The following is a 15,972-nucleotide window of genomic DNA, read 5'->3' on the forward strand; positions in this document are numbered from 1 at the left end:
GCAGCTTACCGTAAAGTTAACTAAATGATTAATTAAATTATTTTCTGAGGCTTTTTATCGCTCAGATTTTCAAGATTTTGCTAAGAATTTCGGGCACTCTGAGGCCCGCTTAGCTATGTTGGCGGTGATAGTTTAAAAACCAGGAACGCGCATAAGTTGCTGGCCTTGGTAGCGGAACGTTTTGGGCAAGTGAAGGCGCTTGTTACGAATAATGAAAGGTAAAGTGCGCAGGATTGAGACCGATTGCGATGAGCATCTCGGCATTAACACCGTGGGGTCGCCAAGGCGGACGTGTTATTAAATAGTGCAAAAAGCGGTGGTGCTTGGCGTTAAGCGAGACCACCAATAGGGCCCTCAAAGCGGGGCGGCGTTGAAAATAAGGTAAGGGTAAAAAATATGACGCAACACATTACGATGACCATTAACGGTCAGGCAGCGATCGCATCTGAAACGATGGACGTTATCAATCCGGCGACGGCAGAGTCCTTTGCGCAGGCACCCCGCGCAAGCGAAGCGGACTTGAATGCGGCTGACGATGCGGCGAAAGCGGCGTATCCTGCTTGGAAGGCCTTATCTCATAGTCAGCGCGCAGCGCTTATGGTGAAGGCGGGCGACACCATTATGGCTAACGTAGATGAGCTGACAGCGCTGTTTACCGCTGAGCAAGGGCGACCGTTGACCATGGCCAAAGAAGAAATTCTCGGCGCGGGAATGTGGTTTAAGGGCATGGCGAGCTTTGAGCTACCGGTCGAGGTGGTGGAGGAAACTGAACAACGCACCGTGGAGGTACACCGCGAGCCCCTAGGTGTGGTCTGCGCCATTGTGCCGTGGAATTTTCCGGTGTTGTTGGCGTCCTGGAAAATGTCTCACGCTTTGCTGGCGGGGAATACCATGGTGCTGAAACCGTCGCCGTATACGCCCTTAACGACCTTGCGTGTTGGTGAGCTTCTGCGCGAGATATTGCCGCCTGGCGTCCTCAATATTATTTCTGGCGGCGATGAATTGGGGCCGCTGATGACGGTTCATCCTGGCTTCGCGAAGATATCATTTACCGGTTCGACAGCGACAGGTAAGCGAATCATGGCGTCTGCTGCGCAGGACTTGAAACGCATTACCTTGGAACTGGGTGGCAACGATGCATGTATTGTTCTACCAGATGTTGATGTCGATGAAGTGGCGCCCCAATTGTTTATGGGCGCTTTTTTCAACACCTCCCAGATATGTATAGCGACTAAACGTTTGTATATTCACGACAGTATTTACGATGCCATGCGCGACAAGCTTCACGGTTTGGCAAAGGCTTTAAAAGTGGGCAATGGGACGGATTCAGATAGTCTGTTTGGGCCGCTGCAAAACAAGCCGCAATACGATCGTGTTAAAGCGCTTATGGCGGATGCTAAAGAGCGGGGATTAACCCTGCTTGAAGGCGGGGCGGTGCCAGAAAAGGGTTACTTCTTGCCACTGACGCTGGTGGATAATCCGGCTGATAGCGAGCGAGTCGTTGTGGAGGAGGCCTTTGGGCCAATTTTACCGCTGCTGCGTTATAGCGATTTAGACGAGGTGATTGCGCGGGCCAATGACAGTGAGTACGGCTTAGCCGGCGCGGTGTGGTCCAAGGATATCGAGCAAGCCCTGGAAGTCGCGAAACGCCTGGAAACCGGGACTGTTTGGATAAATCAGAATTTACAAACCACACCGAATACCCCAATGGGTGGTCATAGACATTCCGGTATTGGTGTGGAGAATGGCCTGGATGGCTTATTGGAATTTACCCAGGCCAAAACTATTTTCATTCCTAAATCGAAACCTGCGGCCTGATCTGCTGGGGGTAGGTGAGTTCAAACGATCTCGCTATGCAGCGTGAGATTCGGTCGTTTTCGGCACCGAATCTCACGCTCTTTTCAGTATCTTTGGCAGCTTTGACCTAGATAGTTACTTTACCCAAATCTGCTTGGTGTTCACGAATTCCCTAATGCCGTGGGGGCCAAGCTCACGACCGTAACCGGAGCCTTTCACACCGCCACTGGGTAGGCGTGAGTCGGTTTTTACGATGCCGTTAATTGCCACTTGGCCGGCTTCCAGGCGATTGGCAATGCTGGTGGCCAACTCCGCATTTTTGGTCCAGACAGCGGCGCCCAAACCGTAGGGTGTTTCGTTAGCCAACTGCACGGCTTCTTCAACATCGGCGGCTCGAATAACCACCATTACCGGGCCGAAGGTTTCCTCTTTAAACGCGCACATATTTTCCGTGACGTCGATCAATAAGGTGGGCGGGTAAAAGAAGCCGGGGCCGTTAGTTAACTCGCCGCCCAATAAGCATTTGGCACCCGCATTGATGGTGTCTGTTACTTGGCGATGCAGGTTTTGACGGAGATCTTCACGGGCGATGGGGCCAACGTCGGTATCGGCAAGCAGCGGGTCGCCGGATTTAAATTTGGCCATGCGGCTCTGCAATTTTTCTACCAAGGTATCGTATACCGCGTCTTCCACAATAATGCGTTTTGCGGCGATACAGGATTGTCCGGCGTTGATCATACGGGACAGTGTCGCGACATCTGCAGCGGCCTCTAAGTCGGCGTCGGCAAGGACAATACAGGGGTCTGAGCCCCCCAGCTCAAGTACGGTGGGCTTGATTTCTGAACCGGCAATGGCGGCAACAATTCGACCGGCATTACCTGAGCCGGTAAAGGATACGGCGGCGATACGCGGATCGCGGATCGCGGTTTCAATAGCGTCATTGTCGATGCCGAGGTTTACCACAATGTTGGCAGGCGCGCCGGCATCGGCAAAAATTTTAGCAATGGCGATTGCGCAGGCAGGGACATTGGGGTCGTGTTTCATCACACAGGTGTTGCCAGCCATTAGCGCGGGGGCAAGATAGCGGAAGGCTAACCATAGTGGCGCATTCCACGGCAGTATGCCAAGTAAGGTGCCAAGGGGCGGGTGGCAAACATAGCTAATACTGGCGTCTGACGGCAGGGTTTGTGGTGCCAGATGTTCTGCCGCATGGTCTGCGTAATATTCCGCGCAGCCCGCCGCTTTTTCTACTTCAGGGCCGCCTTCCTTGACGGGTTTTCCCATTTCCAGCGCCATTAACTCGGCCAGGTAATTTTTTTGTTTACGCAGCTCGGCGGCCACTGCCCGTAAGGTGTTTGCGCGCTCATCGTAGCTGCAGGCCTGCCATTGATCGGCGGCGCGGAAGGCGTCGCCGATGCGCTCGTGTAGCTCGGTGTTATTAAGGCTAGGATATTCGGCAATAATTTTACCGCTACAAGGGTTCGTCGCTATTAGCATGGTTACCTCGCTGATGTCGGTGTTGTCAAAAGCGTCTTAAGCAAAGTTATTTATTACTCGCCGCTTTTTGCTTTGGCCTTCTCATCGTTTGTGTTGGCTTCGGCTTTTTCCAGCTTGTTTTTGCGCGCTTCATCAAACTCTAAAAGTGCCGGTTCCGCCTGTTCTGGTTTGACGGTGAAGTCTCTGTCCATACTGAAAAATGATTCGCAGCCGGTGTCAGTAATATAAATTGTGTCCGAAATGCCACAGGTTTTATCGCCGTCTACTCCCCACATCCACGGAATAATATGGAAGGTCATGCCGGGCTGTAGCACGGTGGATTCCCCTTGTTTAAGGCTGACGATATAACCTTCGTCCCAGCTGGGAGGGAAGGCAATGCCGATTGAATAACCTGATCGGGTAATCAGTCGCGCGCCAACGTCGTTTTCAGAAATAATATTTCGCACCAGATTGTCGGCGTCAGAGACGGTCATGCCGGGTTGCACTTTTTCGTGAACGGCTTGCAAGGCATGCTTCATTCGCTCTTGGGCGTGATACATGGAGTCGCTGAGTTTGCCGAGTACGACGGTGCGCATCATCGCCGTGTGGTAGCGGCGGAAGCAGCCGCCAACTTCAAGGAAGACATGTTCGCCGGGTAAGACCGCTCGCCCCTCCCAGGTGGCGTGACCAATCATGGTTCGCGGCCCTGAAGTTACGTATGGCATGACCGCAGGGGGCTCGCCGCCGGAACGGAACATGGCGGCACTAATGGCGGCGCCAATTTCATTTTCGGTAACACCGGCTTTGCACGCATCTATACCCGCTTGCATACCCGCTTCGGTGGCCAGCGCGGCTTTGCGCATAAGTTGTATTTCAGCGGGCGATTTGCAAATTCGGCCCTGCTCAACAATACCGAAGCAGTCGAGCAACTTAGCGTCGGTCAGGGTGGTGTGGATGCGATCCTGTTGATAGGCAGGGAAAAAATAGCTGTTTCGCTCGTAGCCAATACGTTTATTGGCCAGTCCAAATTCCCGCAGCGCATCGACCAACATCTGGATGGCGTCGCCGGTGTCGGGGTAGGGGCGAGTGCGTTCTACCCAAGTGCGGGCGATGATGTTTGACTCTTCCAGCGCACGGGTAATCATGAAGGGCTCGTCGTCTACGGGTACAACCAGCGCTTGGAAGAATGAGTAGCCGGTGGTTTGATAGTCGGTAAGGTACATGATGTTTTCCGGGTCAGAAATCACCACGGCATCTAAGCGCCGATCGGCGATACGAAGCCGCAATTCACTTAGGCGGCGCTCGTATTCTGCAAACGGAAATGTCATATCATCGCGTTCAATCATACGACGCCCTCCATCACTCTAGTGGTGTTGCGTACTAGCACGTCTAGCCCCTGTTGCAGGTCGTCGTCGGGAATAGTGAGGGGCGGAATTAATTTAACAACGCGCCCACCGGTGCCGCAGCTGGCAATGAGCAGGCCATCGGCAAAGCAGCTGTCGACGATGGCTTTGGCTTGCTCGCCACTGCCCACATCCAAGCCCAGAATCATGCCTTTGCCACGCACAGCCACGGCCTTAAAGTTTTTCTCCAGTGGGGCGAGTGCCCGCGCCATGACCTCGGCTTTACCGCCGACCTCGGTCATCAGCTCATTATCTTCGAAATAACTTAATGCCTCAGCGCCAGCGACAAAGGACAGCGACTGGCCGCGAAAGGTGCCGGTGTGTTCACCGGGCGACCAGTGCTTGTCGATCTCGGGTTTGACGAGGTTGAGTGCCATGGGCGTACCCATGCCGCCAACGCCTTTGGCAAGGCAAACAACGTCGGGGTCGAGGTCCATATTGTCAAAGCTAAAGTAGCTTCCGGTGCGGCCGCAGCCGACTTGGATGTCATCAATAATAAATAGTGCGCCCACATCTTTCGCAAGCTTTGCCAAGCCTTGCAGCCATACTTTGCTAGCAACGTTAACACCGCCTTCCGCTTGTATGGTTTCGACTAAAAATGCAGCGGGCGGTGTAATGCCGCTAGAGGTATCCGCGTAATAGCTGGCTAGCTGATCAAGGTATTCCATGCAGCCAAATTTGTGATGTGAAACGTGGTTTAACGGCACGCCGGCCGCGCCGCGGAAATAGGCGTTGGCGGTACAGGCGAGTGACCCTAAGGTCATGCCGTGAAAGCCGTGGGTAAAGGCGGCTATTTCCTGTCTGCCGGTGGCGCGTCTGGAAATTTTTAATGCAGCTTCAACGGCATTGGTGCCGGTGGGGCCCATAAACTGCATTTTGTGATCCATATTGCGTGGTTCAAGTATGGTTTTTACAAAGCGTTCCATAAAGGCACGTTTGGCGGTGGAATGCATGTCTAGGGTATGGGTCACGCCATCTGATTCTAAATACTGAATCATGGCTTTCTTCATGCGGGGGTTGTTGTGACCAAAATTCAACACGCCGGCGCCGGCAAAAAAGTCGATGTACTGCTTACCGCTTTCGTCGGTTTGGCGCGCATTGCTGGCCTTGTCGAACACCACGGGGTAAACACGGCAATAGGCGCGGATGTCAGATTCACGTTGCTCAAAAATACTCATGCGAACTCCTTCATGTAAATAAAGTCCGTCGAGATGCCGACGGGGTACTATTTTCAGATGGTTTGTTGTGCAGGTTTTTCTGGCGTCGTCACGCCGCAAAGGCGAGAGAACAAAGTGCTTACTAGCGGAATTAAATTGTCGTTAAAATCGTAATGTGGGCTGTGGCAGGGCACTTGGTGATGCTCGTCACCGTCATTGGCGCCAATGAGAGCAAATGCGCCCGGGATCTCCCGCAGGTAATAACTAAAATCTTCAGACGCCATAATCGGCGTGCGGGTATTCACATCAATTGAATCGTCACCGTAGCTGGCCCGCCATAGCTGGCGAACGTGTTGCGCTTGTGCGGCATGGTTGATGGTGGGGTTGTAACGCGGTGTTATTTCCACTTGGCATTCCACCCCATAACTCTGTGCGGTCTGCTGGCTAACGTTAGTAATAAGGGTGTTGATTTGTTCGCGGGTGGCGTCATCGGGAACGCGAATGCTTCCTCCCAGTACCGCTTGCTGCGGAATAATAGTGGGGCCGCTGTCGGCCATAAACGAGGTGACGCTAATCACCGCCGCTTGCTGTGGCGCCAGGCGACGGCTCACAATTTGTTGTAGAGCTAGGGTGATCGCACTGGCCGCAAGCACAGGGTCGCGGCAGAGTTCGGGTTGGCTGGCGTGCCCGCCCTTGCCAGTCACTGTAATGCTAAATGTACCGTTGCCACACATAATAATATCGTCGGGGCAGACAAGCTTACCGAAGGGTATTGCTGGCCAGTTGTGCCAGCCGTAAATTTCGTCGATACCGTCTAATGCGCCTTCGTTAATCATTTCGCGCGCGCCGTGTCCGCCTTCTTCTGCCGGTTGGAATAATAGTGTGACCGGCCCAGACAAGCTTTGTTCATTGTGTTTTAGCCATTGTGCGCTGGCCAATAGCGTTGCGGTGTGGCCGTCGTGACCACAGGCATGCATGCAACCCGATTGGGTAGATGACCACGCTTTGCCGGTTTGTTCAACGATGGGGAGGGCGTCTATATCACCACGCAGAGCGATATGTTTAGCGCCGTCTCGTGGGGTTGCCGGCTGTAATGTGGCAATGGTGCCTGTGCCGGCGCATTTGCGCCAAGGTATAGCCAATTTATCGAGGGTATTACGCACGGTTTCAGCGGTGCGAACCTCTTGCCAGCCAGGCTCGGGGTGGGCGTGCAGGTCGCGGCGCAGGGTTTGCGCGGCGGCCATTGTGGTCAGCCAGAAATCAGTCATTGCGTTTTTACTGTGGCACAGCTTTTGCGTTGGGGCAAACTAACTTTCAATAAATTCTAACATTCTTAAGCGTGGTCGACTTTGGTGCACTTTTGTATTTGTTAATGCGCTGAGATTTTTAAAAATGCGAATATTATATTTTTTGATAAAAATTCGATTTTTTTTAAAATTCGTCGATAAGCGCGTGTGCTGGCATTTTTAGCATATTTTCAGTGTTTGGTGATTTTTTGTCGGCACAAAATCTGCATGATTCCGTTTGCACAATTCTTATGCAGCTAAAACTCTTTAGATATATATGTGGTGGCGCTGTGTAGTATGTTGGTGTTATGAATTTTTATAACAGCACCCGGAGTCTGGTGGGAGCTGGGCTCTGCGTTCAAACGCAGGTATTAAAATGCTATTAGCAACAGATTTAGACGGCACATTTCTCGCGGGCGATAACGATCAGCGCCTTAAGCTCTATCAGTTGATTGTGGCGCACCCCGAAATCAAATTGGCCTTTGTCACTGGCCGCGGGCTAGAGTCGGTGTTGCCTTTACTGGCTGATCCGACAATTCCTGAACCCGATTACATTATTTGCGATGTGGGCTGTACCGTCGTTGACGGCCATACTCAACAAGCCATTCAACCGCTGCAGGGCGATATTGATAAGCGCTGGCCTGGCGAGCATGTGGTCGAGCAGGCGGTGGCACATATTCCTGATTTACAGCGTCAAGATGTGCCCCAGGAGCGGCGTTTCTCTTTCTTCTGCGGCGCCGAGGCTATCAGTGCTGAGCTTGAAGATGCGGTGCGAGATTTGGATTGCGATCTATTGTACTCGGCCGGCTTGTATCTCGACATTCTGCCGAAAGGTGTCAATAAAGGATCAACCCTTCGAGGCTTGGTGGAGTTACTTGGCATAAGCGACGAAGAGGTGCTGGTGGCAGGTGATACTCTCAATGATCTGTCTATGTACGAGCATGGCTTTATCGGTGTTTGCGTGGGCGAGTCGGAGTCGGCTTTGTTGCAGGGAACCGAAAATCGCGCACGGGTGTATCACGCTGACGAGCCAGGTTGTGGCGGTATATTGCAAGCCTTTGCGCATTTTGGATTTTTAGGTACGGCGGGAATGGAGGCAGAGCAGCGCGATATAGCGGTGCCGGGAAAGTCTGATCTGGTGATCGTATATCACCGGCTTCCCTATGAAGAATTTCGTGAAAATGGCAAGACTATTCGCCGTAAACCCACCTCGCCGAATGGCATTATCCCGACTTTAATGAGTTTTTTTGCCGATGGGCGCGCGGGGTCTTGGGTGGCGTGGTCTGTTCATGAGCCTAGCGATGGTAAGTTTGAAACGCATACCGAGGTGGATACCGAGCAGTATCCCAATCTCGTTGCGTCGCGGGTGGCTCTGAGTAAAAGCGATGTTGATGTGTTTTATAAAAAATTCTCGAAAGAAGCTTTTTGGCCTACCTTGCATACCTTCTGGGAGCGCGCGACGTTTAGAGAGGATCACTGGCAGGTCTTTCTCGATGTTAACCGCCGCTTTGCAGAGGCCGCGGCAGCGGAGGCGGCTGAAGGCGCCACCATATGGATACACGATTACAATTTATGGATGGTGCCGGCGTTTTTGCGGGAATTGCGCCCAGACGTGGTTATCGCCTTTTTTCATCATACTTATTTTCCTTCCGCAGACGTGTTTAACGTTATCCCATGGCGCCGGGATATTATCGGCAGCCTGCTGCAGTGCGACTATATCGGCTTTCATATTCCCCGCCAGTCCGAGAATTTTGTCGACGTGGCGCGGGGGGTAACTCCCTTGGAGGTGACCGAAAAAATGAATTGCGCGCCGCGCTTTTTCACCTATGGCTGCGCCGTTGGGTTAGACGAAATGAGTACCGAGATTAAGGTTAATGATCGCCGAATTCGTTTGGGCGCTCATCCTGTCGGCTTGGACTTAAAGCGGGTAGAAAACGCGCTGAAAGAGGTCAAAGTTCAGCAGCGAATGGAGGAGCTGCGACACGAGCTACAGGGTACCCGGATGATTTTGTCGGTGGGAAGATTAGACTATACCAAAGGCATAATTGAACAGTTAGAAGCGTACGAGCGTTTACTTGATGAGTACCCCGATCTACACGACAAAGTGACGCTGATGATGGTCTGTGTGCCGGCTGCTAGCGAAATGACAATATATCGCGATTTGCAAAATCAGATAGAACAAGCAGTGGGACGTATTAATGGCCGCTTTGCCAAAGTAGGTTGGACTCCCCTGCAGTTCTTCTTCCGCAGTTTGCCGTTTGCGGAATTAGTCGCGTATTACAGCATGGCAGATGTCATGTGGATTACCCCGCTGCGGGACGGCCTGAATTTGGTGGCCAAGGAATATATTGCCACCCAAGGGATGACGGACGGCTCGGGTGTGTTGGTGTTGTCGGAATTTGCCGGCGCGGCGGCGGAGCTGAGAGGCCCCATATTGGCAAACCCCCATGATCGAACTGAATTGGTGAAAACCTGCTATTTAGCGCTCACTTTAAAACGCGACGAGGCTCGCAGTCGAATGCGTGAGGCTTATGATGTGGTTAAACACAACGATATAACAGTGTGGGGCGATGAATTTATGAGCGCGGTGGACGCCTGTCGCGATAGTGGCAAGTCACCCTTAAATACGGTGGCTTGCAAAGTCGCATAGTAAATCGCCGCTTGGTAAATGCCGGTCTAGCGCGACCGGCTTTACCGGCTTTGCTGAATGATGCGCTCTAAATAGGCGATCATCGCAACGGCGCATTCCTGCCGATAGGCTGGCGTAATTTCGCCGTGCAGAAAATACGATAGTCGCAAGCACGCCGTACCCAGTTCTACCACGAGCGCTTTGGCGTCGGGGTTTTCACTCGGTAACATCACGCCTATCGCCCGCATCAGGGTATCTACATGACGACCAATATGCGAAATCGTCAGGTGTAATGCCTGGTGGCTTTCGTGGCTGGCGACGCTGCCTAGAATGAGTATCCGGGCGGCTTGGTGCTGGTTGTAATAATCGGCCACGATATCGGCGACCTCGGTAATCACTTCCTGCCACGCTTTTCCTTCAATTGTATAGCTCAGCTTTTCTACTTCTTCTTCCAGTGTCATTAAGTGGCGTCGCGTTAGCTCATTGAGAATGGCGTAGGGCGTTGGGAAAAAGTGATAGATGCTGGTTCGTGTGCATTTCAGTGACGAGGCTAATTCAGGGATTGAGAAATCACTTAAGCCGCGCTGTATAAGTTGCTCCTCAGCAGCTTCTAGTATGCGCTCAAAGCGCTGGCGACCGCGGGCTTGTTGCGGTGACCGAGCGGCAGGGACAGCGGCTGGAGTGGCGTAATTGATAGCAGTATTTTCAGTCATGGTCGAATCATAGCACTTGACACGAATAACGTACAAATGTACAAATATCGAAATCATACAAAAGTACATTAATGTCGTTTGATACCAAGATAACAATAAAAATGTGTGAGGCAGGCTAGAAATGCAAAAATTCCTATTCGTTGTAACGACGTGTTCTGTGTTGTTGCTGAGCGCATGTGGCGGTTCATCGAGCAACCCCTCGCCGCAGCCCGTGACCGATGGCGGTGGTGGCAATGGCAATGGCAATGGCAATGGTGGCGGCACTGGTGACGGGGATTCTGGTTCAAATCCTGCCTCGCAAGAGCTGTTGGTGAGTCGTCGCGGAGGTCATTACTGGCATGATTACTGTGAGGGTAAACCTGATAGCACAGCGGTTCCCGCTGATCCGCGCGAAATGGTCGTGCCGGGCGTAAACGAAAATAAAGCCGTGTTAATGAATGCGTGGTGGCAAACCTGTCAAGACGATAATCAGCCCGCAAATTGCGGCGAACTTCGCCAGCGTCGAGAGCATGGTTTGGCCTTGGTTGCTGCAGAAGGCCGACCCGGTGCGGCGAGTTTCTTTGCTGGTGATGCCAGTGAGTCCAGTTACTCTTTCCCCGCAGATGCCTATGCAGAGATGTGGAAGTCTGTTTGGGGCTTGAGCGAGCGCCCCGCGCAATATGACGAGTTAGTGGCTCAGCGCTGGGGTATGCCGCTGTCGGTGGTGCGCAACCCTTATCCTTTACCTGGCGAAGATCCAAATGCCAATGGCGGTGGCAGCGGTCAGCTACCAATGGGAATTACCCAGCTTCGTGAGGCGGATGGCACTTGGACCGGTCAGCTCAATGTGACCTGCAGTATCTGTCATGGTGGCGCGGTAGGCCTGGCTGATGAGGCCGAAGGTATGGGGCCGATGTATGGTACCAATAGTCTTAGTGATATCACCGTCATGTTTTCGGAGCTTGCGCGTTTGGCGCCTCAGCAAGCTGCCTTGGCAATCATTTCTCAAAACAAGGTGCGTGGGACTGGCAATATAACGAACTTCCAGCTCTTTGGTGTGCTGACGATTGCCGACTACGAGACGATTCCATCTTACCTAACCATACAAGCTGAACCGTCAACCGGAACCGAAGATCCGCCGGTGTGGTGGAATGTGGGAAGTCGCAGCGCCAAATTTTATGACGGCGGCCAAGTTACCGACGCCAAGCGCATAGAGTTGTCATTTCATTTCCCCGATTTTTTCAACGATATTGAAGCGGCAAAACAGTGGGTGTTGGATAATCAACAAGATAGCGATGCGTGGATAAGCTCATTAAAAGCACCGGTATGGCCTGAATCCGCGCTGGGCGAGATAGATGAAAACCTAGCAGAGGCGGGAGCAATATTGTTTCACGCCAAAGATCTTTGGGCGCCAAGTTTGAATAATCCGGTATCGCGCCCCGAGGGTGGCAATGGCTCTTGTGCTAGTTGCCACGGTGCGTATTCACCGCGCTATGTAAACGACAAGACCTATCTTGATTCACCACTACTGGACGGTATTGCCGCTTACATTACGCCTATCGATATTATCAATACCGATCCTGCGCGCTTAAACGGTAACTCTCAGCGGGTAGCGGAATATTCGCGAAACAACTGGTTTGCCTATTCCGACGGTCCATACAATGACGACGGTGTTTCTCTGTGTGGTGACTGGGCCGATGAGTCGCTGCGTGGCGACCGAGAGTTGGGTTATTTAGCGCCGCCGCTCTACGGTGTGTGGGCAACTGCGCCGTATTTCCACAATGGCTCGGTGCCTGATATTGACGGTGTGTTAAATCCTGATGCGCGGCCTGCTATCTGGCGTCGCCGTTCAATTGACGCCCCGACTAATTTAGCTGACAAGGTTGTGATGGGTTTTGACTACAGTTTTAAGACGGGATACGACGCTGAAAAAATTGGCTGGCGTTACGACAAAATAGAATGCGGATCAGGATTACCGATACCCCTTATTGGTGTGGTTACGCCTGGGGTGGATTGCAATCCGCTGGATCCAAATGGCGCCAGTCTACAAGACGCGCTATCGGTGTTGTGGGGTAATGGTGGCTTGGCATGGAATTTAATCAATGTGCCGATATTAACTCCGCAGCAGATTGAAGAGCGGAAAATATACAATACTAAGCTTTATAGCCAAGGTAATGGTGGTCACGAATTTACCAGCGTGTTGACCGTCACCGAGCGGCGCGCGATAAAAGAATATTTAAAAACACTTTAAGTGTTGGGTGAAATACCGCTGCAAAATTAAGTGCTGGTATTTATATTAACTCTAAGAGACCGACGCAGGTTTGTGCTAGTCGTAGCTAATACTGCTTGGGTCTCGCTCAGTTTTGGGAAATAAAAAATGTCTAACCTCAGTGATTCAATTCTCAGCGACGCTATGTCGTATACACGTCCTGCAGACATTAGCGCCAAACTGGCAGAGTTGAGAGAGCACAGGCCAATCTGCTTAATTGAACCGGATGATATTAGGCCCTACTGGGCGGTCACGCGCTACGAGGATATTCGCTATATTGAGTCTACGCCGGAGTTGTTCAGTGCCGAGCCCCGTGCTGTTTTAATTTTACAAGCATTGGAAGAAATGAATCAGGCCCGATTCGGCGACATTATGGGTGTTAAAACCCTTGTTCACATGGATGGCGAGCAGCACATGGCGCTGCGTAAAATCACCCGGGATTGGTTTATGCCAGCCAATATCGTCAAGATGCGCGGCCATGTTGCGGAGCTTGCAGAAAGTTTTATTGCGCGCATGAAAGACAAGGGGGGTGAGTGCGATTTTGCCAGTGAGATCGCATTTTGGTATCCATTGCGGGTGATCTTGCAGTTGATTGGTATACCGGAAAAAGACGAAGCGCATATTCTAAACTTAACTCAGCAGTTGTTTGCCCCCGACGGTTTTGCCACCGAAGAAAAAGACACCATGACGGTGTTTATGGAATGTGTGCAAGCGATGGCAGAATATTTTACGGCGTTGGCTGAGGATCGCAGGGCTGCACCCAAAGATGATATCGCGAGCGTATTAGCGAATGCGAAACTCAATGGCGAGCTGATTGATCCTTTCACCCTCACATCGTATTTTGTGCTGCTTGCAACTGCAGGTCACGACACCACGAGCGCCAGTATTGCCGGCGGCTTACAAGCGCTCATTCAACATCCTGAACAGCGCCAAGCATTGCTTGATGATCCAAGCCTTTACACCAAGGCGGCGGACGAATGTATTCGCTGGGTCACGCCGGTAAAACATTTTGCCCGCACTGTGTTGGCCGATACCGAGTTAAGCGGAGTGAGTCTGAAAAAGGGCGATACCGTGACGATGTTTTTTGAATCTGCCAATCGTGATGCCTCGGCAATTGACCGGCCAGAGATCTTCGATGTATCTCGCAAGGGCAGCAAACATTTGGCCTTTGGTCATGGACGCCACAATTGCCTGGGTATGCACTTGGCGAGAATGGAGATCGAAACGTTTTTGCGTTTGTTATTGCCACAGTTGGAAAGCATCGAATTTAACGGCGAGCCGACTTATATCCCCAGCCACTTTGTGAGTGGTTTAAATTCTTTGCCGATTAAGTATAAATTTATAAATCCTTAATGGGTGGTTTTTTTCAGAGCACTTCTTGAGGAGCTTGGCTAATATTCATGAAGGTGAATATTAATGATCCAGTGCCGCAACCTCTAAAGTAGTGCGGTTGTTTACAATCTCTCGCCAAGGGTCACCGGCTTCGTACCCGGAAATTCTTAGCCAGCGGTAGTGTGGTAACAACGTGTTGGCGACCACGCCATTTTGGCGCAAATCCAGAATCCAGCCCTGGACCTCTACAACCAAGTGGCCGCTGCTTCCTAGCTCGCAGTAGACGAGCCTGCTGGGAATATCCATGTTTCTTAGCAGTGCGCGGCAGGCCAAACAGAAGCCGTCACAATCGTCTCGCAGCCACTGGTGGCCGGTGTAGCCGTCTGGTGGCATGTCCCAGCGCTCTCCGATGTCGCTGTTTTGCACGAAGTGCTCGCTCACGACGCGGTGGATATATTGCAATTCTCTCTTTAGTTCGCTCATATCAGCAGTCCCCACGTTTGTCTCGGGCTAATAGTTCCTGGCAGCCCAGCGGTGCTTTAACAACCCCGCCTATCTGGAATGGCTCTGGCGTTATGTTGCTGCATCCGCTCAGGCTCAACGCTGTGCCTGTTAGCCCTATACCTAGGTGGATTAAGAAGCGTCTTCTCGTTTGTGTTTTCACTTTTGAACCCTCCTGTTGTTTTATGTGGCAAGTTTAGGGCGGCGTCTAGTTCATCAAAAGTGTCTTATATGACATTAAAAGTGCTGTTTACGCCATAATCTGATTGTTGGCTTGATCTAGTCGCTTTTTAAGGTATTGTTGGCGTATATGGCATTTAACAAGTTAAATAAGTCGATTGGTGGCGGGTATGAGTAGGCGGATCTTTATTCTTGCGGTTGATGGCGCGATGGCGAGCAGTTTGGTAGGTAACCGGGACTTGTTTATGGTTGCGAACATGATTGCCAAGAATACGGCGAAGAGTGCGGCCCCCTTATTTGACGTGCACTTCGTGTCGATGGATGGCCGTTCGGTTGAGTGCGTGAATGGATGCCGGATGGACGTGGACGGCAGTATTGATGATATTCGTGCCGGCGATACCTTGTTTAGTCCAGCGTTTATGATTCCTAATCCGGCCAGCGTGGGCGATAACCTGCTGCAGTGGCAAGAGCTGATTGAGTGGTTGCGTGAGCATGGTGCGGGTTTAGACCTCATTGCCACCAATTGCAGCGGTAGCTATGCCTTGGCAGAGGCCGGTTTGTTAGATGGTGGTCGTGTAACCACTGCGTGGTGGTTACAGAGTGAAATGCAGCGTCGCTATCCCGCTATTCAGGTCGATAGAGACGCAATATGTGTTTATTCTGGCAATCTGCTGACTGGCGCTGGGTCTAGTTCGTATTTAGATGTAGGTTTGAGTGTAATAGAGAAGTACGCCGGCAAGCCGTTCGCTCGTTTGCTGGCAAAATATATGATGCTAGATAGTCAGCGAATTACCCAGGCGCCGTATGCGATTTTGTCTTTGTTCGACAGCAGCGACGAGGTGGTAAATAAATCTGAACAGTGGATTAGGGCAAACTTGGCCCGCGATTTTAAAATTGAAGACCTGGCGGCGAATGTGGCAGTAAGCCCACGCACCCTAATTCGTCGTTTTAATAACGCGATTGGCGAGTCCCCCCAAGGCTTAACGCAAAAGCTGAGAATTGAGCGCAGTAAGATATTGCTGGAAACCACCCAGCTAAGATTTTCGGAAATAGTTCAGCGCTGTGGCTACCAGGATGAGAGTGCATTTCGGCGTTTGTTTAAACGCTATTGTCAGATGACGCCTCGGGAATACCGGCAGCGTTTTGTGCGAGAGCCTGCGCTAAACATTGAAAATGAAGTGCGACATTGATCACGGTGGCATTGCCTTGCCAGTGATTTTAATCAGAGTTGCGCTGGCTAATTTGCAGGA

At 51.7% G+C, this 15,972-nt stretch carries 11 protein-coding genes; 5 read left to right on the forward strand and 6 right to left on the reverse strand.

Annotated elements, in window-relative coordinates; translation table 11 throughout:
- The first annotated feature begins 396 nt into the window (after nt 1–396).
- On the forward strand, nt 397–1,818 hold the full coding sequence (locus tag AAC007_RS08410; RefSeq protein ID WP_339675939.1) for an aldehyde dehydrogenase family protein: 1,422 nt from the start codon (nt 397–399) through the stop codon (nt 1,816–1,818).
- 114 nt (nt 1,819–1,932) lie between these two features.
- On the opposite strand, the gene AAC007_RS08415 is transcribed toward AAC007_RS08410, so the two are convergent.
- The 4 genes from AAC007_RS08415 to doeB2 are packed head-to-tail and all read right to left on the reverse strand — an operon-like array spanning nt 1,933 to nt 7,101.
- A complete protein-coding gene (locus AAC007_RS08415; protein ID WP_339675941.1) occupies nt 1,933–3,294 on the reverse strand; it encodes an NAD-dependent succinate-semialdehyde dehydrogenase in 1,362 nt (453 codons plus the stop codon).
- A gap of 53 nt (nt 3,295–3,347) precedes the next feature.
- Entirely contained in the window at nt 3,348–4,619 is a 1,272-nt protein-coding gene (doeA, locus tag AAC007_RS08420) for an ectoine hydrolase (protein WP_339675943.1), read from the reverse strand.
- The gene (locus AAC007_RS08425) at nt 4,616–5,854 is read right to left on the reverse strand and encodes an aspartate aminotransferase family protein (protein ID WP_339675945.1); all 1,239 of its coding nucleotides are present in this window, start codon (nt 5,852–5,854) and stop codon (nt 4,616–4,618) included. Before AAC007_RS08425 ends, doeA begins: the two co-directional genes overlap by 4 nt.
- 53 nt (nt 5,855–5,907) lie before the next feature.
- Complete coding sequence (doeB2, locus tag AAC007_RS08430; protein WP_339675948.1) at nt 5,908–7,101, reverse strand: N(2)-acetyl-L-2,4-diaminobutanoate deacetylase DoeB2; 1,194 nt, start codon at nt 7,099–7,101, stop codon at nt 5,908–5,910.
- Nucleotides 7,102–7,495: 394 nt separating this feature from the next.
- On the opposite strand from doeB2, the gene ggpS reads away from it, so the two are divergent.
- Nucleotides 7,496–9,769, forward strand: coding sequence for a glucosylglycerol-phosphate synthase (gene ggpS / locus AAC007_RS08435; RefSeq protein ID WP_295872908.1), 2,274 nt, complete (start codon nt 7,496–7,498; stop codon nt 9,767–9,769).
- 41 nt (nt 9,770–9,810) lie between these two features.
- Here ggpS and AAC007_RS08440 read toward each other — a convergent pair whose 3' ends face one another.
- Nucleotides 9,811–10,461: a TetR/AcrR family transcriptional regulator gene (locus tag AAC007_RS08440; RefSeq protein ID WP_339675950.1), complete on the reverse strand. Its 651-nt coding sequence runs from the start codon at nt 10,459–10,461 to the stop codon at nt 9,811–9,813.
- Nucleotides 10,462–10,582: 121 nt separating this feature from the next.
- On the opposite strand from AAC007_RS08440, the gene AAC007_RS08445 reads away from it, so the two are divergent.
- Both AAC007_RS08445 and AAC007_RS08450 read left to right on the forward strand, forming a co-directional pair.
- Complete coding sequence (locus AAC007_RS08445; RefSeq protein ID WP_339675953.1) at nt 10,583–12,691, forward strand: hypothetical protein; 2,109 nt, start codon at nt 10,583–10,585, stop codon at nt 12,689–12,691.
- A 126-nt stretch (nt 12,692–12,817) separates the two neighbouring features.
- A complete protein-coding gene (locus AAC007_RS08450) occupies nt 12,818–14,062 on the forward strand; it encodes a cytochrome P450 (protein ID WP_339675954.1) in 1,245 nt (414 codons plus the stop codon).
- Nucleotides 14,063–14,122: 60 nt separating this feature from the next.
- On the opposite strand, the gene AAC007_RS08455 is transcribed toward AAC007_RS08450, so the two are convergent.
- Nucleotides 14,123–14,524, reverse strand: coding sequence for a hypothetical protein (locus AAC007_RS08455; RefSeq protein ID WP_339675956.1), 402 nt, complete (start codon nt 14,522–14,524; stop codon nt 14,123–14,125).
- Nucleotides 14,525–14,892: 368 nt separating this feature from the next.
- On the opposite strand from AAC007_RS08455, the gene AAC007_RS08460 reads away from it, so the two are divergent.
- Nucleotides 14,893–15,912, forward strand: coding sequence for a helix-turn-helix domain-containing protein (locus AAC007_RS08460; RefSeq protein ID WP_339675958.1), 1,020 nt, complete (start codon nt 14,893–14,895; stop codon nt 15,910–15,912).
- Nucleotides 15,913–15,972: the final 60 nt, after the last annotated feature.

Source organism: uncultured Zhongshania sp. (genome assembly GCF_963975605.1).
GTDB classification, from domain to species: Bacteria; Pseudomonadota; Gammaproteobacteria; order Pseudomonadales; family Spongiibacteraceae; genus Spongiibacter; species Spongiibacter aquimaris.